The sequence below is a fragment of the Paraburkholderia sp. CI2 genome (assembly GCF_014201055.1).
Taxonomy (GTDB): domain Bacteria; phylum Pseudomonadota; class Gammaproteobacteria; order Burkholderiales; family Burkholderiaceae; genus Paraburkholderia; species Paraburkholderia tuberum.
Genome location: NZ_JACHDL010000001.1, coordinates 401,150 through 421,958, shown reverse-complemented (window position 1 = coordinate 421,958; position 20,809 = coordinate 401,150). Strand labels below are relative to the sequence as shown.

Annotated in this window: 12 protein-coding genes and 1 pseudogene; 12 read left to right on the top strand and 1 reads right to left on the bottom strand. The window is 63.4% G+C overall.

Annotated features, from left to right (window positions below):
* The first annotated feature begins 3 nt into the window (after positions 1-3).
* Together HDG32_RS01940 and HDG32_RS01935 are read left to right on the top strand one after the other, a co-directional pair.
* Positions 4-1,014, top strand: a complete 1,011-nt coding sequence (locus tag HDG32_RS01940; RefSeq protein WP_184062781.1) for a zinc-binding alcohol dehydrogenase family protein — start codon at positions 4-6, stop codon at positions 1,012-1,014.
* A gap of 25 nt (positions 1,015-1,039) precedes the next feature.
* A complete protein-coding gene (locus HDG32_RS01935) occupies positions 1,040-2,173 on the top strand; it encodes a mannitol dehydrogenase family protein (RefSeq protein ID WP_184062779.1) in 1,134 nt (377 codons plus the stop codon).
* Positions 2,174-2,217: 44 nt separating this feature from the next.
* Here the strand turns inward: HDG32_RS01935 and HDG32_RS01930 are convergent.
* Positions 2,218-2,634, bottom strand: a pseudogene (locus HDG32_RS01930) (TonB-dependent receptor domain-containing protein); the annotation flags it as partial.
* A gap of 545 nt (positions 2,635-3,179) precedes the next feature.
* Between HDG32_RS01930 and bcsR the strand changes: the two are divergent.
* The 10 genes from bcsR to HDG32_RS01880 all read left to right on the top strand — a co-directional run bounded on the left by bcsR (position 3,180) and on the right by HDG32_RS01880 (position 20,616).
* Positions 3,180-3,602: a BcsR/BcsP family cellulose biosynthesis protein gene (bcsR, locus tag HDG32_RS01925; protein WP_184062777.1), complete on the top strand. Its 423-nt coding sequence runs from the start codon at positions 3,180-3,182 to the stop codon at positions 3,600-3,602.
* Positions 3,603-3,705: 103 nt separating this feature from the next.
* Positions 3,706-5,952, top strand: coding sequence for a UDP-forming cellulose synthase catalytic subunit (gene bcsA / locus HDG32_RS01920; protein WP_184062775.1), 2,247 nt, complete (start codon positions 3,706-3,708; stop codon positions 5,950-5,952).
* The gene (gene bcsB, locus HDG32_RS01915; RefSeq protein WP_184062774.1) at positions 5,949-8,273 is read left to right on the top strand and encodes a cellulose biosynthesis cyclic di-GMP-binding regulatory protein BcsB; all 2,325 of its coding nucleotides are present in this window, start codon (positions 5,949-5,951) and stop codon (positions 8,271-8,273) included. The genes bcsA and bcsB (HDG32_RS01915) overlap by 4 nt, the downstream gene beginning before the upstream one ends.
* A 40-nt stretch (positions 8,274-8,313) precedes the next feature.
* Positions 8,314-10,722 carry a cellulose biosynthesis cyclic di-GMP-binding regulatory protein BcsB gene (gene bcsB, locus HDG32_RS01910; RefSeq protein ID WP_184062772.1) on the top strand — a complete coding sequence of 803 codons (2,409 nt, stop codon included), beginning with the start codon at positions 8,314-8,316 and terminating at the stop codon, positions 10,720-10,722.
* A gap of 12 nt (positions 10,723-10,734) precedes the next feature.
* Entirely contained in the window at positions 10,735-14,781 is a 4,047-nt protein-coding gene (locus HDG32_RS01905) for a cellulose biosynthesis protein BcsC (protein WP_184062770.1), read from the top strand.
* A 53-nt stretch (positions 14,782-14,834) separates the two neighbouring features.
* Positions 14,835-15,485, top strand: a complete 651-nt coding sequence (locus HDG32_RS01900; RefSeq protein WP_184062768.1) for an SGNH/GDSL hydrolase family protein — start codon at positions 14,835-14,837, stop codon at positions 15,483-15,485.
* Between the two features lie 50 nt (positions 15,486-15,535).
* Positions 15,536-16,231: an alginate O-acetyltransferase AlgF gene (locus HDG32_RS01895; protein ID WP_260335492.1), complete on the top strand. Its 696-nt coding sequence runs from the start codon at positions 15,536-15,538 to the stop codon at positions 16,229-16,231.
* Between the two features lie 219 nt (positions 16,232-16,450).
* Complete coding sequence (locus HDG32_RS01890) at positions 16,451-17,794, top strand: MBOAT family protein (RefSeq protein ID WP_260335491.1); 1,344 nt, start codon at positions 16,451-16,453, stop codon at positions 17,792-17,794.
* 4 nt (positions 17,795-17,798) lie between these two features.
* A complete protein-coding gene (locus HDG32_RS01885) occupies positions 17,799-18,974 on the top strand; it encodes an alginate O-acetyltransferase AlgX-related protein (protein WP_184062764.1) in 1,176 nt (391 codons plus the stop codon).
* On the top strand, positions 18,952-20,616 hold the full coding sequence (locus tag HDG32_RS01880) for a glycoside hydrolase family 44 protein (RefSeq protein WP_184062762.1): 1,665 nt from the start codon (positions 18,952-18,954) through the stop codon (positions 20,614-20,616). Before HDG32_RS01885 ends, HDG32_RS01880 begins: the two co-directional genes overlap by 23 nt.
* The last annotated feature ends 193 nt before the right edge of the window (positions 20,617-20,809 follow it).

Genomic DNA, 20,809 nt, shown 5'->3' with positions numbered 1-20,809 from the left:
CTCATGCTCACTATTATTTGTGAAACTCCCGGCGTACTACGCGCTGAGACGCGCTCACGGCCACCGCGCGATCGCGGCGAAGTGTTGCTACGCGTGCGACGCGTCGGCGTATGCGGCACCGACCTGCACATCTTTACCGGCAATCAGCCATTTCTCGCCTACCCCCGCGTGATGGGACACGAACTGTCAGGGACGGTCGAAGAAGCCGACACGGATTCCGGCCTGGACGCCGGCGACCCGGTCTACGTGATGCCCTACCTGTCATGCGGTCAGTGCATTGCCTGCAGGAACGGAAAAACGAACTGCTGCGTGAACATTCAGGTATTGGGCGTGCATCGTGATGGCGCATTGACGGAGTATCTAAGTTTGCCGCGTCAGTTCGTTCACAAGGCTGAAGGAATCACGCTCGATCAGGCGGCAATGATCGAGTTTCTCGCCATTGGCGCGCACGCGGTTCGTCGCGCGGACGTTCAGGCGGGACAGCGGGTGCTGGTGGTCGGTGCAGGTCCGATCGGTATGGCCGCAATGATCTTTTCACGTCTGCGCGGGGCCACGGTGACGGCGCTCGATACACGGCTCGATCGTCTCGACTTCTGCGCTGAGAAAATTGAAGTGGCGGCTACTGTGCAAATCGGTGATACCGACGTCGACGAGCTGGCGAAACTCACCGACGGCGAATTCTTCGATGTGGTCTTCGATGCGACGGGTAATCCGGCTGCCATGGAGCGTGGCTTTGAGTTTATTGCGCACGGCGGGAAATACGTGTTGATTTCCGTGGTGAGAGACAAGATCACTTTCTCCGATCCGGAGTTCCACAAGCGCGAAGCCACCTTGATCGGAAGCCGCAATGCGACTGCGGATGATTTCGAAACTGTGCTCAGGGCCATGCGCGCCGGTCAGGTGCCCGATGCTGCACTCAACACGCACCGGATGAAGCTTGCCGATGTTCCTGCCGAATTTTCGAAACTGCTCGAACCGTCCGCAGGTGTAGTGAAAGCCATCATCGAATGCTGACTCTGACGCATATCGGATATTTGCCATGAGCCAGCCAATTCTCCAGTTCGGCACTAGCCGCTTTCTTCAGGCGCATGTCGACCTGTTTGTTTCGGAAGCCATGACGCGGGGTGCCGCGCTCGGTGGCATTACAGTCGTGCAGACCACCAGCAGCGAGTCCAGTCAGAAGCGTATTGCAGCGCTGGCAGAGGGCGGGCGATATCCGGTGCGGGTTCGAGGTATGCGTCACGGAGTGCTGGTGGACGAGATGCTGAGCGGCAACGCGGTGCGCGCAGCATGGCACGCCGAGTCTCATTGGGCACAAGTGCGAGACGCCGTGGCAGAGCACGTCGAAGTGATTGTTTCCAATACGGGAGACAGGGGATTCCGGCTTGATGACCGGGATACCGCGACGCTCGTGAATCATCCGGAGCGCGTGCCACAGAGCTTTCCGGCCAAGCTGCTGGTGTTGCTTCATGCCCGTTGGGAACGAAACCCTGATGCGCCGCTCTCCCTTTTTCCATGCGAACTCGTGGTCAATAACGGCGATACGTTGCGCGAACTTGTCGTGACTCTCGCGGTAAAGTGGCGGCTGCCGGAGCCGTTCACTACCTACCTTCGAACGCGTTGCATATGGGCCAATTCGCTCGTCGACCGCATCGTTTCGCAGGCGATTGAACCGGTGGGCGCCGTTGCCGAACCGTATGCGCTCTGGGCGATTGAGCAGCAGCCGGGGCTGGTTCTACCCTGCACCCATGAAAACATCGTTTTGACTGACGATCTGCAGCACTTCGAGCGCCTGAAGTTGTTCCTGCTCAATCTCGGTCACAGCTATCTGGCGGAGCGGTGGCTAGAGGACCGCCGACCGGTTGACGAGACCGTATGTCAGGCAATGAACGACCCGATACTACGCGCCAGCCTGGAAACTGTCTGGGCGGAAGATGTGCTCCCGACATTTGCGGTCCTCGGTCAGCGCGAGCAGGCTCTCGCCTATCTCGTCGAGTTACGCGAGCGCCTGCTCAATCCGTTTCTTGAGCACCGGATAGCGGACATCGCGCAGAATCACACAGAAAAATTGCAGCGGCGTTTTCTGCCGCTCGTGCAACTTGCCGACAAACTCGGCGTGAAGCCTGGACCGCTGCGAATACGAGCGATGCTGGAGCGCGTCGCATCGGTTTAGCCAAGTCCCGAATACCCGCCATTGCGAAGCTTGGAAATGCCTTATCACCAATCACATTTCGCAGTAGCCAACACAGTCCGCTCGTTGCCGAATACACAAGCTGCGTACGATTGGCAAGCGCTCACGTAGCGAGGATCGAACACGTTCGCCACATTCAGTGCGAGGCGCCAGTTGCGAGTGTCATAGCGCAGCGCGGCGTCTCACAACGTATAGCTTGTGATGGTGAGCGAGTTGTCGGCCGCTCCCGCCAGCGCGCTCTGATAGCGGATGCCCGCGCCGATGCCGAAGCCGGTGAGCGCGCCCGTATGCCATGTCCAGTTGGTCCACAGCGACGCCATCTGGCGCGGGCGCGCAACGTCGACCGGCCAGTTGTTCAGCGAAGCGTCGTTTGCCTTGACGTTCTTCACGTCCTGATAGACGTACGACGCAATTATCGACCGGTCCCGCGTTACATTTCCGACGTCGGCCCTCGTATGCCAGTGCTCGAACAGATCCGGGGCGATTTGATGACAATGACCTCAAGGGCAACACCACGGCGCGCTTTTCAAAACCGATTCCCAGCGCAAATTCGGGAATAATCGGACGCCCAATAAAAAGCAAACGTTTGACTGACCATATTTAACATTTAAAACGCTTAACTTTGCTCTGGAAATGCCGATATATAGATTGGAATTATTTGGGGGCCGCGCATTAAGTTCCGCTGTACAATGCGCCGCTCATCCTGAGCGCAAGGGTATCTCATGAGTTACACGCTCGTACCGCAGCGGCGGGGCCCTCGGTTGCCTTGACTGAAAAACAAGACCTGGGCGCGGCTCTCCTGAAGAGGTCTCTAAAGGGCGAGTGTATCAATGGTGCCGCCTCACGATTTGGGAATTATTATGGCGGACGCAATGATGTAACGAATAATGGTTATCCTTATTCGGTAAGTAAAAATTACAGCAGATTGCCCGATGGTACGCGGTGCAGTCTGCAACAAACAATATGGCCAGTTCGACGGGGATGGCGTATGAGCAGTGCATCAGACATTTCGAATCTCTTCCAGATGTTGGGCGTGAGCCCGTCGCATTATCAAGAAATAGAAAGAATAGAGCAGGGGCAAGGTTCGCGTGGGCGTTGGTCCATGCAGACCACGTCGTCGCCAGGGGACACGGCCCGGGACGACTCGGCTCGCGAGGCTGAAGCCGTTCTTCCCACCGATGTGACTGAAGTGGCCCCCGCCGCGCCGCCGCAGCTGATTGCGCCAGCCGTCCCCGCTGCCGTGTCCGGATCTCTTCCGGTATTGCAAGCCGCCCCCGAACAGCCGGTCCTTCAGTTCAATCCCGAACCTGTCACCGCTCCTCAACAGCCGGATTCTCTGAGCGCCGTGTTTGCGCGCCTGCGGGAACGGAGCGAGCCTCAAGAAGGTGTTCCGCAACGCCAGACGTCATGAACTTCGTCACAGTCTTTTCCGTCAATGACGGCCTGGTTAAAACCACGGTGGCCGCGAACCTGCGCGTCGTGCCGAACCGGCGCACGCGCTAGAAGACCTTTTCATGGCACAGATCAAACGTAGGCTGAGCAAGACGGAGCCGCGGCGGCAAACGCGCAACACGGACCATGCCGGAAGTTGGGACGACAAACTTCTGGAAGCGGGGACACCGCTATGGGCGTCGAACTGGCTGCGGCTGGCAGTGACGCTATTGGCCGCGCTGTTGTTCACTTCTGCCATGACGGTCAATCTGGCCGTGTCGAAGCAATGGACGTTTGGCATCCTTTGCATGGTCGTCGCGGTTCTGCTGAACCGCATTCGCGGCAGGATCATCACGGTGTCCCTGGTGGCATTGTCGGTGTTTATGTCCTTGCGCTACCTGTACTGGCGCGTGACGCAGACGCTGTCCTTTACCACCTCGCTCGACATGACCTTTGGCTGCCTTCTGCTGCTGGCCGAAGGGTACGCGGTGCTCATGCTGTTGTGCAGCTACTTTCAGACGCTCTGGCCTCTGCATCGCCGGCCTGCGCGATTGCCGGCCGATAGCTCGGCATGGCCGACGGTGGATGTGTACATTCCCACGTTCAATGAGCCGCTGCAGGTCGTGCGGCAGTCGGTGCTGGCCGCCACGCTGCTCGACTGGCCGGCCGACAAGCTGCGCGTGTATGTGCTGGACGACGGCCGTCGTGACGAATTCCGGCAATTCTGCGAGCAGGCTGGCGTGGATTATCTGACCCGGCCGGACAACGCGCATGCCAAAGCAGGCAATCTCAACGCGGCACTCTCCAGGACGAGCGGCGAGTACATCGCAGTGTTCGACTGCGATCACGTCACCACGCGCTCGTTCCTGCAGGTCTGCATGGGTTGGTTCCTGAAAGATCCGAAGATGGCCATGGTGCAGACGCCGCACGTCTTCTACTCGCCCGATCCGTTCGAGCGCAACCTCGAAACTTTCCGCAAGGTGCCCAACGAGGGTGACCTGTTTTACGGCGTGCTGCAAAACGGCAACGACTTGTGGAATGCCGCTTTTTTCTGCGGTTCCTGCGCGGTGCTGCGGCGGTCAGCGCTGGAGGATGTAGGCGGCGTGGCGACGGAAAGTGTCACGGAAGATGCGCTCACCGCGCTCAAGATGAGCACGAGGGGCTACAACACGGCCTATCTCGCCATCCCTCAGGCAGCGGGTCTCGCCACCGAGAGTCTGGGGCGTCACGTCGGTCAGCGCATACGCTGGGCACGAGGCATGGCGGAAATATTCCGTCGCTTCAACCCGCTGTTGATCGCAGGGCTAACACTGCCACAGCGTCTGTGTTACCTGAGCGCGATGATGCACTTTTTCTTCGGCTTGCCGCGCATCGTGTTTCTGATCACACCGATGGCGTATCTGTTCTTTGGCGCGCACGTCTTTCATGCTTCCGCGCTGATGGTGCTGGCCTATGTCGTGCCGCACCTCGTCATTTCGAGCCTCGGCGCCTCGCGCATTCAAGGGCGTTTCCGACATTCGTTCTGGAGCGAAGTCTACGAAACGGTACTGGCCTGGTACGTGATTCTGCCCGCGTTGCAAGCCGTACTCTTTCCAGGCAGCAAAGGCTTCAACGTGACGTCCAAGGGCGGGGTGATCCGTCAGTCCTTCCTCGACTGGGCGATGGCCCGGCCCTACATCGTTCTGCTGCTCATCAATCTGAGCGGATTCATGGTGGGTGTCGCAGGTCTGATCCGCAGTCCGGGCTGGCCCGAAGCGACGAGCATTCTGTTCAACCTGGTATGGGTAACCTACAACATCATGAACCTCAGCGCGGCCGCGGGCGTAGCGAGCGAATCGAGACAGTTGCGTCTCGCTCCGCGGGTCCAGATCGAACTGCCGGCCGCCGTGATTCACGCCGACGGAACTCGCGTCGACTGTCAGACCAGCGACTATTCGCACGGTGGTCTGGGGCTGGTGCTGCCTGAGGGCGCACCGTTGCCGGAGCACGGCGATCGCATCACGGTGGCGGTGTTGCGCGACGACTACGAGGACGTTTTCCCGGCCGAAGTGCAGGTGTGCCGCGGACGCACCATCGGCGTGAGTTTTCCGACCCTGACGATCGCTCAGGAGCGCGCCTGGATAGGGGCGACGTTTTCGCGCGCCGACAGCTGGATCGCCTCATGGGGCAGATATCGTCCCGACAGGCCGCTGCGAAGCCTGTTCGAGGTGCTCGGCATCGGCATGCGCGGCTTCGGGGAGTTGTTCCGGCATCTGTTCCTGGGTGGGCGTGAGCGCCTTGGCCGTTCGTCCGCAGACCCGGCAAGCGACTTGGGAACAAAGCAATCGTGAGTGTCGGCTACCTGTCGCTTTTGCGCTCCTTGACGAGCGCGCGCCGGTTGGGCGCGGTGTTGTGTTCGGTCCTGTTGCTCGGAGCGGGCGACGTGCTGGCCGCGTCGGCTGTCCCGGTCGATGCCGTGCGCCAAGGCCCGCACCCGGAACTCAGCGCGGCGGCGCCGGCCGACGCGTATACCTACCGGATCCCGCTGCTGCGGCAAAACGCGGAGCAGGGATTGACCTTGCTCGGCGAGGATGCCTATACGGGCATGGACTTCGGTTTGCGCCGCGACGAGCGCGTGGTCAGCGCGCGGCTCGTGCTGGACTACAGTTACTCGTCCACATTGCTGCCTACGCTTTCGCATCTCAAGGTGTTGCTCAACAGCGTCGTGGGGGCGACCGTAGCGTTGCCCGAACCGGCGCCGCGGACGCCGGCGCATATCAGTGTGGATCTGCCGGTGTCGCTGCTGTCCGGGTTCAACCAGCTCACCCTCGAGTTGATCGCGCATAGCAAGGCGAGCGATCAGGGCAACAATCCGCTGAGTTCCGACCTGTGGCTGAAGCCCGGGCCGGACAGTGCGCTGGAACTGACCGTGGTTCCGGCGACCCTGTCCAGTGACCTGTCGCAACTGCCCGCGCCGTTCCTCGACGTGCGCGATGTGCGCAGGGTGGACCTGCCCGTCGTGCTGCCGCAAGCGCCTCGCGCGCAGCGCCTCGAATCGGCCGGTATCGTGACCTCGTGGCTGGGTGCGCAGGCGGGCTATCGCGGTGCGCACTTCTCCGCGAGCCTGGGTGCGATACCCGCGCATGGACATGCGGTGGTGCTCGCGCTGCCGGGCGAGGTGCCGGGCTTGACCCTGCCTGCGGTGGAAGGGCCGATGCTGGCCATCGTGCCCAACCCCAATGACGCTAACGGCAAGCTGCTGCTGGTCATGGGCCGCAACGACGCGCAGATCCGCGAGGCCGCGACCGCGCTGGTGCTTGGCGCGAAGACGCTGTCGGGCTCTCGGGTCAAGATCGACACCCCGGTTTCCGTGGTGCCGCGCAAGCCTGATGACGCACCCAACTGGCTGCCGGGTGACCGCCCGGTGCAGTTGGGCGAGATGCTAGCGGCGGACCGCTTGACGGTGCAGGGCTTTCGCCCTGGGGCGATCAATGTGGACCTGCGTCTGCCGCCGGGTCTGTTCGGTTTTGACAACAGCGGCGCGGTGCTGAACCTGCATTACCGTTATACGGCCCGTCCGGAGTCAACGCGCTCGGAGCTCGGTGTGCTGGCCGGCAACACGCCCCTGCAGACCTTGCCGCTGACAGGCGACGCGTCGGACGGTTATGCGGTGATACGCGTTCCGACCTATCTGCTGCCGCCGTTGACGACGCTGCAATTCGACTATCGCTACGAGTCCGTGGCGCCGCAAGACCACGTCGAGGATGTGCCCGGCGGCCCGCTCCTGAGCGCCATCGATCCGACTTCGACGATCGACATTTCCCAACTGCCGCGTTACGCAGCCATGCCGGATCTGCGCGCCTTCGCAGACGCAGGCTTTCCGTTCACGCGGATGGCCGATCTGTCCGGGACGGCGGTGATCCTGCCCGCACGGCCGGTCGCTGGCGACTATTCCGCTTACCTGACGCTGATGGGCAGCATGGGTCAAACCACGGGTTATCCGGTACTGGGCGTGACGGTGGGCGATCCAGCACAGGTTGACGCGCTGCGTCGCAAGGACCTGCTCGTGCTGGCGTCGGGCGATAACCAGCCCTTGCTCAAAGCATGGCGTGATGATCTGCCGCGCGGCTTCTTCGCTCCGGTTGCTTCATCGGACCGCTGGATCGCCGCGTGGTGGGAAAAGCTGACGGGTGGGCATGCGCAGGCTGAACGCGAGGCCGCCATCGCCGCACTGTATAGCAGCGACGACCATGACGGCATGTTGGCGGGACTCGAGTCGCCGCTGGCTCGCGGCCGCAGCGCGGTGGTCGTAGCGGGCAATACGCCGGACGGTCTCGACGCTGTCGTGGACGTGCTGCAAGCCAACCGCTACCTCATCAGCAAGCGTCCGGACCACAAGATCAGCGGCAGCCTCGTGGTCGTGCATGACGGCACGCTCACCACGCTGAGCAACGATCAAAGCTATTTCATCGGGTCCTTGCCGCCTGGGCTCGCGCTCGAATGGTTCTTCGCGAGCCACATCCTGCTGCTGCTCGTGGCGACGCTCGCCAGCGTCGCGCTCATAGGTTTGCTCGGCGGCGTGTTTCTGCACCGGCGTGCCCTGAATCGATTAGACCTGGATATTCCCCAGACATCGCAACGTGAAGAAGGACGAAGAGGTTCTCATGTTTAGAAGACGGCCTGACATCTCCCGGGCACGCCTTGCGCGTTGCATGACTGCGCAACCAGTATGGCCGGCACTGTTGCTCGGTTGTGTGTTTGTCACATCGACGGTAACCGAGGCCGCGCAACCAGCGGCGGCTGCCGCCGCTGCGCGGCAGGACGCGCCGGCTTCGGCCGGCGGCGCGGCCAACCCGGTCGCGCCGCCGGCAACGGGAGATAGCAACGCGGCGCCGCTGCAGTCCGCGCCGGACGCCGGAGCCGCTACCGCGGCTTCTTCGACGGTGACCTATTCGCTGCAGCAACTCGGCGCGCAATACGCGCTCAACCTGCGCGGCGTCGACGGCAGCAATACGCTGCCGGTCGGCGTGCGCGACGATCGGGTCGTCACAGGTGCGCGACTGAACCTGCGCTATGCCTATTCGCCGGCGCTGCTGCCCGATCTGTCGCACATCAATGTGCTGGTCAACGATCAGGTGGCGGCATCGATCGACGTGCCCAAAAACACCTCCGGCACCAACCTGCAGCGCACTATCACGCTGCCGCCGTATCTGTTCACCGCGAACAGCAAGCTGCGTCTGCAACTGATCGGCCACTACACCAACCAGTGCGAAGACCCGCTGCATTCGAGCCTGTGGGCCAACATCAGCAACGACAGTACGCTGAGCATCGACACCCAGCCGCTGGCGCAGGCCAGCGAGCTGGCTCGCCTGCCGCGACCCTTCTTCGACGAGCACGATATTCGCCGGTTGAACCTGCCGTTCGTGTTCGCCGGCAATCCTGATACGGCCGCGCTGGAAGCGGCCGGCGCCGTGTCGTCGTGGTTCGGCGCATTGGCGACCTATCGCGGCGCGCAATTCCCGGTATCGATCTCTACCGTGCCTGCCAGGGGCAACGCGGTCGTCATCGTCGACAGCGCGGCGCAAGCGAGCCTGGCGGGCTCGCCGCTGCAAGGTCCGACTCTCGCCGTCGTGACCAACCCCAACGATCCCAACGGCAAGCTGTTGCTGGTGATGGGCCGTGACGGCAAGGAACTCAAGCAGGCCGCCGACACGCTGGTCATGGGCAGCCAGACGCTGTCGGGTTCGAGCGCGCTCATCACGCGGTTCGCCGAGCTCGCGCCGCGCAAGCCGTACGATGCGCCGCGCTGGCTGCGCACCGACCGTCCGATGTCGTTGGGCGAACTCGTCGACGCCAAACAATTGCAGGTGTCGGGCTACAGCCCCGATCTGATCCGCATCAATATGCGCGTGCCGCCCGACCTGTTCGGCTGGCACGCGCCCAACGTGCCGATCGACCTGCATTACCGCTATACGCCGCAGCCTTATATGGTCAATTCGTCGCTGCTGTTCAGCGTCAGTGACCAGTTCATGAAGTCGATTCCGCTGCTCTCGCTCGAACGGCTCGAGGGCGGCAGCAAGCTGCGGGGTGAAGTTTTGCCCGACAGCAGCCTGCCGCGCCAGGCGAAACTGGACGTGCCGCTGGAGGCGCTGTTGCAGCCGAATACCCAGTTGCAGTTCCGCTACATGTACGACTACATCAAGCAGGGCGAGTGCCGGGACATCATCATCGACAACGTGCGCGGCGCGGTCGATCCTGAATCGACGATCGATCTGTCGCAGTATCCGCACTACATCGCCATGCCGAACCTGGCCTCGTTCGCCCAGGCGGGCTTCCCGTTCACGCGCATGGCCGACCTGTCCGGAACGGACGTCGTATTGGGCCCCAACGCGGGCACACCGGAATACAGCACGTATCTGGCGGTGATGGGCCGCATGGGCGATTCGACCGGCTATCCGGCGCGCGGCGTCACCGTGCTGCGCGGTCAGCGCATCGACGCGATGCCGTCCGACAAGGATCTGCTCGTGATCGCCTCGGGTGCGGATCAAACCTGGCTCAAGGACTGGGCGCGGACCATGCCCGCGGCGTATGACCAGAGCGCGCAGTTCGCCGTATCGGATCTGCCGGGTCGCGTGCTGGGCTGGTTCCATGCCAACCCGCGCCTCGACGCCGAACCCCGCCGCCTGTCGCTGGCCTGGTCGGGGCCGGGCGCGAGCGCCGTGCTCGCAGGCTTCGAATCGCCGAAGCAACCGGGCCGCAGCGTGGTCATGCTGGCCAGCAATCAGCCCGACGGCCTGAAGGATGCGGTCTCCGCGTTGCTGGATGCGCCGAACTCCGGCAAGCAGCCCATCCAGGGAAGCCTCGTGTCCATCCGCGGCACGGAAGTCGATTCGCTCGTGAGCGAGCATACCTACTACGTCGGGCATCTCGGCATCTGGCGCGGCCTCGACTGGTGGCTGGCTTCATTCGGCCTGTCGCTCGCGTGGGTGCTGAAGGCGCTGGGCATCATCGCGCTCGTGCTGATCGCGGTTGGTCTGTTTTCGTTCTTGCGGCGCCGCCAGGCCCGGCGCGACGCTGAAGCCCGTGAGCGGCTGCGGGCATCGCGGCAGCAACAATCATAAGCAAGGAAAGTCATGTCAGTCAGACGCAGCCGCAACCGGGCCTGGATTCTCGGACTGATGGTCGCATCGGTCGGCCACCCGGGCTGGGCGCAGGATGCTACGTCCAACATGCTGCTGGAACAGGGCCGCTACTGGCAAACGCATGACAAGCCCGATCTGGCCGCGCAGTCCTGGTCGAAACTGCTGCTGAGCGACCCGAAGCAGCCCGAGGCGCTGTATGGGATGGGCACGATCGCCGTCGGCAAGCAGCAGTTCGCGGCGGCGAACGGGTATCTGGCCAGACTTCGTGCGGCCGCGCCGGGCAGCCGCTTCGTGCCGCTGCTCGAGCAGAGCTTGCGCCTCGCGGTCGAACCGGGTAAGTCCACGTTCGCCAAGGCGCGCCAGATGGCGCAAGACGCCGTCAACCAGAAGGATCAGGCCGCGTTGCTGGCGGCCATCGCCGAATATAACAAGGCCTTGGGCGGTAAAGCGCCGCAGGGCAGTGTGGCGCGAGAGTATTACAGCTATCTCGGCTATACGGATGGCGGTGTGGATCAGGCCATCCAGGGCCTCGAGCGCCTGAATGCCGAGACGCCGAACGATCCGAACACCATGTTGCCGCTGGCCCAGCATATGGTGCGCGACGAACAGGATCGCGCGGCGGGTGTCGCCCTTCTGGAAAAGCTTGCCGCTCGTCCGGACATCGGCGGCGAAGCGACGGAAGTCTGGCGCTCCGTGCTGACTTGGGTCACGCCCACGCCGAAAAACAGATCGTGGTTTGAAGACTATCTGAAGCTGCATCCGGACGACGACGAAATACGTCATCAGATGCTGGCGCCGCATCCGCTCGCACCGGCCGGTCCGGTCGTGGATGCACGACTGACACGCGGCTTCGCCGCGTTCAAGTCAGGCGACATCACCACGGCCGAGCAGTCCTTTTCCGCTGTGCTGCGTGACAAACCCGACAGCACGGATGCGCTGGGGGGACTGGGCCTCGTGCGCATGCAGCAAGGCGACCTGGCGCAGGCGCAGACGCTGCTGTCGCGGGCGGTGTCGCGTCCGGGCGCGGGCGCGAACTGGGCCAAGGCCCTCAATTCCGCGCGCTACTGGCTGCTGGTGAGCCAGGCCGAGGGCGCGCAAAACGTGGGCGACTTCGCCGCCGCGCGACGCGAACTCGATCAGGCGCTGCGGCTGGATCCAGCCGAGCCGGGCGGGCGCAATGCGTCGGCCCGGTTGGATGCGGCGCAGGGCGATCTGACGCGTGCTGAAAAGGGCTACCGCGACGTGCTGGCGACAAGCCCCGATAACCGCGAGGCGGCGAGCGGCCTCATCGATATCCTGGCGCAGACGGGACGCGCCGATGAGGCCCAGAAGTTGATCGACGGCATGTCACCCGAACAGAAGGCCGGCATCGGCGGGCTCGATCGGCTGCGCGCCGCCGTCGCCGCCGGCCGGGCCGATGCCGCCGCGCAGCGTGGCGATCTGAGCGCGGCCCGGCACATTCTGGAAGACGCCCAGCGCAGCGCGCCCGACAACCCGTGGATTCGCCTGGAGCTGGCGCGCTACGATCTCAAACAGGGTCATGCCGACGAAGCGAAGCAACTCGTCGACGGCCTGCTCGTCACGAACCCGGACAATCCCGACGCGCTCTATGCGAGCGCGCTGCTGGCCATGCAGATGGGCGACTGGACGCGCGCGCAGGACACGATGACGCGCATCTCCACCGCCTCGCGCACGCCGAACATGGTTGCGACGGCGCAGCAGATCGATTTTCAGGTGGTCGTGGCGCAAGCCTCGCAAACGGCGCTCGAAGGCAATCTGGAGGATGCGCGCAGTGTGCTGGCGCGGCTCGAACCCGCGGCGGGTCAAGACCCGGCCAAGGTGGGCGCGTTGGCGCAGGCGTATGTCGACGCGGGCAACACGCCGCGCGCCATGAGCCTGATGCACGGGCTGATGCCTAACGGTCTGAAGGGCAGCGGCCCGGATGTGCAACTGGCTTATCTGGGCCTGTTGCTCAAGACCAACCAGTATGTCCAGGCCGGGCTCGCGATGCGCGAGTTGCACGGCCAGACGCTGACCGCGGACCAGCGCCGGCAACTGAACGAACTGAACTACCTCTACACCGTGCGACTGGCTGACCAGCAACGTCAGCAAGGTGACCTCGCGCAGGCCTACGACACGCTGGCGCCGATCCTCGCGAAGCGGCCCGACGACAGCCTCGCCACGGCCGCGCTCGCGCGCATGTACGCCGCCGATGACAAGTATGACCAGGCACTGTCGCTTTACCAGAAGGCGCTCGTCAACGACCCCAACAATCCGGGTTTGCAACTGGGCGTCGCGATGGCGGCAGTGCAGGCCGGCAAGAACAGCGTTGCCGATGCGGCATTGAAAGAGGCCGTTGCGAAGGCGCCCAACGATCCCGACGTGCTGGCCGGCGCCGCGCGCATTTACGTCATGCAGGGCAAGACCCGCGAAGCGCAGTCGCTGCTGGAATCCGCCATTGACGCCAAGGAAAAGCGGCTCGGCGTGAAGGCGCAAGACGTCCACGTGGCGGGCAATCCCTTCGTCCACGACGACGACGGTCATCGTCGTCAGGTCCGCCACCGTCGCCTGCCCGCTGCCGAAACGTTCGCCCCGCAACCCGCAGCGCCGGATTGCGTGCTGGCGAACCAGAAGCCGGGTTTCGGGCCCGCTGCTGCTCCGGCTGCTACCGCGGCGAGCGCGACTGCCTCGACCGTGACATCCACGGCTGCGCGCGAGCGCTCGTCCTCTGGTCCATCCGCTCTGCCAACCGTGGCGGGCACGCCGGTCGGCGGCCTGGCGCCGCAAGACATGGTCGCGGTGAGCGAGCCTCAGGACGGTTCGCCGTCGCTCGAGGAAATGCGTAATGAACTCAGCGACCTCCGGGCGCAGCGTTCACCGGAAGTCAGAGGTGGGCTGTTCGTCTCGTCGAACAACGCAGCGCCCGGTACGGGTCAGTTGACGAGCGTGCAGCAAGCTCTGGAAGGGGTGCTGCCGGTCGACAACGGCAAGCTTTCCATTCGCGTGACGCCGGTTGAACTCGAGGGCGGCACGTTGGGTACCGACGTCTTCAGCGCCAGTCAGTTCGGCGGCGGCCCGGCCGCCACCCGGGCGCAGCAGGCCGGCAAGGTCGCCGCACCGGGCAAACAGACCGCCTACGGCGTCGGTCTGGGTCTCGGCTACGAGACCGGGAACTGGGTGGCCGACATCGGCACCACGCCTTTGGGTTTCAAGTACACCAATGTCGTTGGCGGCGTGATGTTCAGGAACTCCATCGATGCCGGGCAGGGCAGTTGGTTCAACGTGGGCGTGTCGCGCCGCGCCGTGACGGACAGCATCACGTCTTTTGCTGGCTCGACCGATTCGCGATCCGGCTTGAGCTGGGGTGGCGTGACTGCCACCGGCGTGCATGGTGCGATCGGCCTCGACAATCAGGACTACGGCGTCTACGGCTACGGTTCCGCGAAATACCTGGACGGTCATAACGTCCAGTCCAACGTCGGTGCCGAGGTCGGCGCCGGGACGTACTGGTACCTGCTGCGCACGGAAAACAGCATGCTGAGCGCGGGCGTGAACCTGAGCGGCATGATCTACGACCACAACGCGAACAACTTCACCTACGGCAACGGCGGCTACTTCAGCCCGCAGCGGTTCTATGCGTTCAACCTTCCGCTCACGTGGGCGCAGCGTTCGGAGCGCTGGACCTACAAGCTGCAAGGGGCCGTCGGTGTGCAGTACTACCACCAGGCCGGCTCGCCGTATTTCCCGACCGACAGCGGGTTGCAGGCCGCAGCAGTCTCAGCGGCTTCGATGATCGGCCTCGCCGACGGCGCGATCCATCCCGACCAGTCCTCGACCGGCTTCGGCTACAACCTGCTGGCCACGGCCGAATACCGCTTCACCAATCATCTGACTGGCGGAGCCTCGGTGGGCGCCAACAACTCGTCCAGCTACCGGCAGTGGGCGGCGGGCCTGTATCTGCGCTATACCCTTGCGCCACAGACGAAGGCGCTCGATATGCCGGTCATCCCTTACCAGTCGCATTACAGCGATCAGTAGCCCGCCATACTGATCGATCGGACATTGATTATTTTTTCAGGAGTCGAAGAGTCATGCTTGCTTCCGTACTTGCTGGTCTCAGCATTCTCATAGTCGGCGATAGCCATCTGAGCGAACCCGGTTATCTCATCGATACGTTGCAGGATCAGTTGATCGCCGCTGGCGCGCAGGTGCATACCTACGGCGTCTGCGGCAGTATTCCTGGCGATTGGGTGAAGTCCGTGCCCGGCACATGCGGTGGCGCCGAGCGTAACGGCAAGGCGCCCCTGGTCATCGACCACAACGCGAAGACCCAACCCGTCGATCAATTGATCGCCGCGAACAAGGCCAAGCTCGTCATCATCGTCCAGGGCGACACGGTCGGCGGATACGGCAAGGACGATTTCCCGAAGGCCTGGGCCTGGCAGCAGGTCACGGCGCTGACGCAAGATCTGGCCGCCAACAAGACGGCTTGCGTCTGGGTAGGGCCGGTCTGGGGCACCGAGGGCGGCAAGTATCAGAAGAGCTTCGCCCGTGTGAAGCAGCTGTCGTCTTTCCTCGCCGCCAATGTCGCGCCGTGTCAGTACATCGACTCGCTCACGTTTTCCAGGCCGGGCGAATGGGCGACGGTCGATGGTCAGCATTTGACGACGACCGGCTACAAGTACTGGGGCACGGACATCATGAAGGCGCTGGTCAAGCTGCCTGTCGTTCCGCAGAAATGACGCGCCGGGCTTCGAGCTGCGCCTGCCCAGGTTTCCCGTTTGAGAAAAGAATGAAAAATTTCCTCTCCTCCCTGTTGTTGTCCAGCTTCGCTCTGTCCGGTCTCGGTTTGTCCGTGCAGCCGGCCATGGCCGCAGAAATTCCGCTATACCCGAGCGGTCCCGCGGAGGACTCGTCGTTCGTGCGTTTTGTCGATGGCGGTTCGGGTCCGGTCGACGTGAGCGCGGCGGGGTCGAAAGCGCGTCTGACGCTCGACGCCGCGAACCCGGCCACTCACTTCCTTCCGATCGCCGCCGGCAAACCGGTGGGCGGCACACTGAGAGCCGGTAGCGCGCACCAGGACGTATCGGCGACGGTGCAGCCTGGCGAGTTCGTCAGCATCGTTGCGCTCGATGGCGCGGATAAAGCGGGTGGCCTGCATACGGTGACGGTCCGCGAAAAACCCGACGACTTCAATGCGCTCAAAGCTTCGGTGGCTTTCTACAACCTCGACGCTGGCTGCGCGACACCCACGCTGAAAGTGCCGGGTCGCGACATCGTGCTGCTCGACGGCGTGGCTGTGGGACAAGCCAGGCGGCGCCAGGTCAACCCGGTCGCCCTCTCGGTGCAGCTGGTCTGCGGCGGCCAGCCTGTGGGGCAGCCGCTCAGCCTGGGTACGCTCGCGGCGGGGCAGCGTTATACGGTGTTGCTCGTGCCGGGCGGGGCGCATTCGCGCATCTTCATGGCGAACGACGCGGTGAGCCACTGATCGCATTTGCGCCTCCTCCTTGAAAGCGACGCCGCTCATCGCCGATTTCCGGCTGTTCCCCGTTTTTCATCTGGTTACGACGGGCAGAGCGGGGTTCGGTGTGTTTCGCGATGGCGCGTCGGTCCAGATATCTTTTTCGATTGAGAACGATGCATGGTTTTCGCGTCCCTCGAATTCCTGACGCTGTTTCTGCCGGCCTTTCTGGCGATCTACGTCGCGTTGCCCGCGCGTTGGCGCAATGGCGTGCTGCTGTTTTGCAGCTGGCTTTTCTACGGCTGGTGGAGCCCCGTCTTTCTGCTGCTGTTCATCGCGCTGACCTTCTGGGGCTGGTTCGGCGGCATGGTCATAGACAGGGCGCCGAGCCAGCGTGCACGCGGTGGCTGGCTGGCCGTGTTCATCGTCGTCAACGTCCTGATATTGGGCTGGTACAAGTACGCCAACATCGTGGTCGATAGTCTCGACAGTGTGCTGGGGGCAGGCCATGCAGGGTCCATCCCCTGGCGACACGTCGTGCTGCCCATCGGGCTTTCGTTCATCGTGCTGCAATCCATCTCCTATCTGATCGACGTGCAGCGCGGCACGGTGGCGGCCGATCGCAGCATGATCCGTTACGGCGCCTATCAGGGGATGTTCGTGCATCTGATCGCGGGGCCGATCATTCGCTATGCGTGGGTGAGGCGCGAGCTGGTGTCGCGCGAGGTCGACTGGGACGGTTTTGCAGCCGGCGCAAGGCGGCTCATGGTGGGCATGAGCATGAAGGTGCTGGTGGCCGACACACTCTCGCCGCTGGTCGACGCGATCTTCTCGTTGCACGCGCCCACGCTGGCCGACGCCTGGCTGGGCTGCGGTTTCTACACGCTGCAGTTGTTCTTCGATTTCGCGGGCTACAGCGCCATGGCCATCGGGTTGGGGCAGATGCTGGGCTTTCGCTTTCCCGAGAACTTCAACCATCCGTACCTTGCCAGCAGCATTCAGGATTTCTGGCGCCGTTGGCACCTGTCGTTGTCGAGCTGGATACGCGATTACCTGTACATCCCGCTGGGCGGCAACCGCCACGGTGAGTGGCAAGCCTGCCGCAATCTGTTGCTGACCATGGCGATCGCCGGCCTGTGGCACGGCGGCGATAGCTGGAACTTCCTGCTGTGGGGCCTCGTTCATGGCATCGCCCTGATGGTCGCGCGCCTCTGGCGCCGGTTCGATATGCTGACCATGCCGTCCTGGTTATCGCACGTGCTGACGCTGGTTTTCGTCATGCTCGCGTGGACACTGTTTCGCGCGGCGGGTTTCCCTGCCGCGCTCGCCATGTATCGCGGCCAGTTCGGTTTGAATGGCATCGGCTTGAGCGACGCGACGCTCGTGCTGCTGCGGCCCGTGCACGCTCTGGCTGCCGGGTTGGGCATCGTGTGCGTGCTGCTGCCGCTCTGGCAACAGCGTTGGGATAGCCTTCCCGACACGGCGCTGCGGCAGCTATGGCAGGCGGGGTGGCCGCTAGCGGGTTTTCTGTTGTCGTTCGGTCTGATCGTCGCGCGCGGCGCGGTGCCTTTCCTCTACTTCCAGTTCTGACGCCATGGAAGATCCCAAGCCGCTACCTCAATTACCCGCCTCGCGCGCCAGCAAGATCGCTGCCGTCATCCTGATGGTCTTCCTGTTCGCGGGCCTGCTTTCCAATCTCAGGTTCGCGTCGACGACCGAATCGGTGTTGCCTCATGCCGTGACCCGGGCCGGCATTCTGGACGGTGCGGTATCGAAAGAACTCGCCAATCGCATGGCCGATACGCCGATCGCCGCCGACGCGGCGCGCGCGCAGCGTGCGCTGGGCTGGCTGACGCTGCACGATCTGGGGCCGCGCGTGCGCCAGGGCTGCCCGGGCTGGTTGTTCCTGCGCGACGAACTCAGCGTGTATGCCGATAGCGACAGTCATCTCGCCACGCGCGCGGACACGGTGGCCGCCGTGCGGCGCGAGCTGGCGAGGCACGGTATCGCGTTGCTGGTCGTCGTGGTGCCCGACAAGTCGCGTATCGAGCCGCAACATCTGTGCAGTCTGTATCGACCGGTTTCGTTGGGTGCGCGTCTCGCTGAGTGGACCTCGCGTCTGACCGCTGACGGCGTGCAGGTGCTGGATCTAAGTCCGGCGCTGCGTGGCGCGCCGGGCGGCGCTTTTTTTCGGACTGACACGCACTGGACCGAGGGCGGCGCGGGTGCCGCGGCGCAGGCCGTGGCGCAGCGCATCCGTGCGATGGGGGTCCCGCTGGGTTCGAGCAAGCCCGACTATCGCGTCACAGACAAGCCTCCCGGCCGGCGGCCCGGCGATCTTGTGCGTCTGGCCGGCCTGGATGATTTGCCGCCGTCCTGGCAGCCGAGGCCTGAGATTGCGGCCAGCCGTGACTACATTCCTCAGGCTCAGGCGGCCGCGTCAGCCGACGATCTGTTCGGCGATGCCGATCTGCCTGGCATCGCCGTGATCGGCACTTCTTATTCGACGACGTCCGATTTCGTGCCTCAGCTCGCTTTGGCACTCGGAACAGGCGTGGGTAATTTCGCACGCGAGGGCGGCAAGTTCGGCGGCTCGGCGCGCGCCTATTTCGCGAGTCCGGCTTATGCTCAGACGCCGCCCAGGCTCGTCGTTTGGGAATTGGACGAACGGGATCTGCAGTCGCCGCTCGAAGCGGAAGATACGGTCGTCGTGCCGAAATCCAGCGCCATAGACTCACGGACTCCGCATGTCGAAGCCAGGACACTTTAACTGCCATAGCTTGATGGCGATGATGCTAGGGGCGGGCGCGCTGCTCTACGCCGATCTGCCCATGGCTGCGCCGCTGCCGGTGATCATTACGGTGGATGCCGCGGCCAACCGGCATCCAATCAGCCCGCTCATCTATGGCTTGAACTTCGGGACGGCGGAAATCCTGCGGGATCTGCGCGTGCCGATCAACCGCTCGGGCGGCAACACCGCTTCGGCTTACAACTGGCGGGTCGACGCTCACAACACGGGCCAGGACTGGTTTTTCGAAAGCCTGCCGACCGATCCAAAGGACATCTACCAATATAACGACCGTTTCGCGGCGCTTACCCGTGACGGACACGCTTTACCGATGCTGACCATCCCGATGATCGGCAGGGTAGCGCGACTCGATAAGGACGGTAAGCCGCTCGTCAGTTTTTCGGTCAACAGGTACGGCAAGCAGCAGAGTGTCGACGCTCACGGTTTGTCTGACGCGGGCAACGGCATCGCACCCGACGGCACCCCTATCAGGAACGACCCGGACGATGCTTCGTTGCTGGACGATCCGCAGAGCCAGCAGGAGCGCGTCAGGCAACTCATGCGTGGATCCGGTAGTGCCGGCTCGGACGGTGTGCATTACTACCTGATGGACAATGAGCCGAGTCTGTGGCAACTCAACCATCGCGACATGCATCCCATCGGCGCCCATGCCAGCGAGGTAGCGAACAAGGTGATCGCCTATTCGCACGCCGTGAAGGCGGCAGACCCGGGCGCGCGGGTCGTGGCGCCGGAAGAGTGGGGTTGGACCGGGTATCGCTTTAGCGGCTTCGATCAGCAGTACTTCGCCGCGCACGGTCAGGGCAATCCGCCGGACAGGGAAAACGAAACGCGAGGCATGGACTACGTCCCATGGCTGCTCACGCAATGGAAGCAGGCCGGCCGCCCTGTCGACGTTTTCAGCCTGCACTTTTACCCGCAGGGCGGAGAATTCAAGGAAAACCAGAATGCGGCCACGGCTGAAACGCCTGCCATTGAACTCGCCCGTAACCGCTCCACGCGCGACCTGTGGGATACGAGCTACAAGGATCCGACCTGGATCAACAGCGTGGTGGCCTTGATTCCGTTGATGCGGCGGTGGGTCGACAGCTATTACTACGCTGGTACGCCGATCGCGCTGACGGAATACAGTTGGGGCGGCGATACGACCATGAACGGCGCCACGGCCCAGGCCGACGTGCTGGGCATCTTTGGCCGGGAAGGGTTGGACATTGCCACGCGCTGGGGCACATTGAATCGGGACATGCCGGTCTACAAGGCGATCAAGCTCTATCGCAACTACGATGGCCAGGGCTCGGGCTTTGGCACCACCAGCATCGCCGACACGCAGCCCGACCCGGATCGGGTCTCGTCTTTTGCCGCCGTGCGTGATCACGACCGCGTCATGACCATCGTGGTGATCAACAAGCAGCTTGATCAACCGGCTGACGCCACCATTGCGATCAACAACTTTGATGTGACTCAAGGCAAAGCCCAGACCTGGCAACTGATGGACAATGCCTTATCCCGTCTGCACGACACCGACTATGCGAGCGGCCAATTGCACCTTACTCTGCCGCCGAAAACCGTAACCTTGCTGGTTTTGCACGGCGCGGGCCGGCGCTGACTCCGTTGCTCGCATGCTGGTGCGGGCCAATTCCGGCCCGGTGGATGCCGGCCTTGAGCCGCTCGATCTGATCGTGTATCGCGCGAGCCATGCGGGTACGTCGCGCCAATCGCGGTCGCGACTCGCAGGTTCAGACCGATCGTACGGGGCAACGCTGTGCGCCCGAACCGTTTGATTGAGCAATGCATCTGCG

What these genes read in the sequence shown, in the direction of transcription:
- HDG32_RS01935 (WP_184062779.1), top strand. Translation starts at nt 1,040, where the DNA reads ATGAGCCAGCCAATTCTCCAGTTCGGCACTAGCCGCTTTCTTCAGGCG.
- bcsR (WP_184062777.1), top strand. Translation starts at nt 3,180, where the DNA reads ATGAGCAGTGCATCAGACATTTCGAATCTCTTCCAGATGTTGGGCGTG.
- bcsA (WP_184062775.1), top strand. Translation starts at nt 3,706, where the DNA reads ATGGCACAGATCAAACGTAGGCTGAGCAAGACGGAGCCGCGGCGGCAA.
- bcsB (WP_184062772.1), top strand. Translation starts at nt 8,314, where the DNA reads ATGACTGCGCAACCAGTATGGCCGGCACTGTTGCTCGGTTGTGTGTTT.
- HDG32_RS01905 (WP_184062770.1), top strand. Translation starts at nt 10,735, where the DNA reads ATGTCAGTCAGACGCAGCCGCAACCGGGCCTGGATTCTCGGACTGATG.
- HDG32_RS01885 (WP_184062764.1), top strand. Translation starts at nt 17,799, where the DNA reads ATGGAAGATCCCAAGCCGCTACCTCAATTACCCGCCTCGCGCGCCAGC.
- HDG32_RS01940 (WP_184062781.1), top strand. Translation starts at nt 4, where the DNA reads ATGCTCACTATTATTTGTGAAACTCCCGGCGTACTACGCGCTGAGACG.
- HDG32_RS01900 (WP_184062768.1), top strand. Translation starts at nt 14,835, where the DNA reads ATGCTTGCTTCCGTACTTGCTGGTCTCAGCATTCTCATAGTCGGCGAT.
- HDG32_RS01880 (WP_184062762.1), top strand. Translation starts at nt 18,952, where the DNA reads ATGTCGAAGCCAGGACACTTTAACTGCCATAGCTTGATGGCGATGATG.
- HDG32_RS01895 (WP_260335492.1), top strand. Translation starts at nt 15,536, where the DNA reads ATGAAAAATTTCCTCTCCTCCCTGTTGTTGTCCAGCTTCGCTCTGTCC.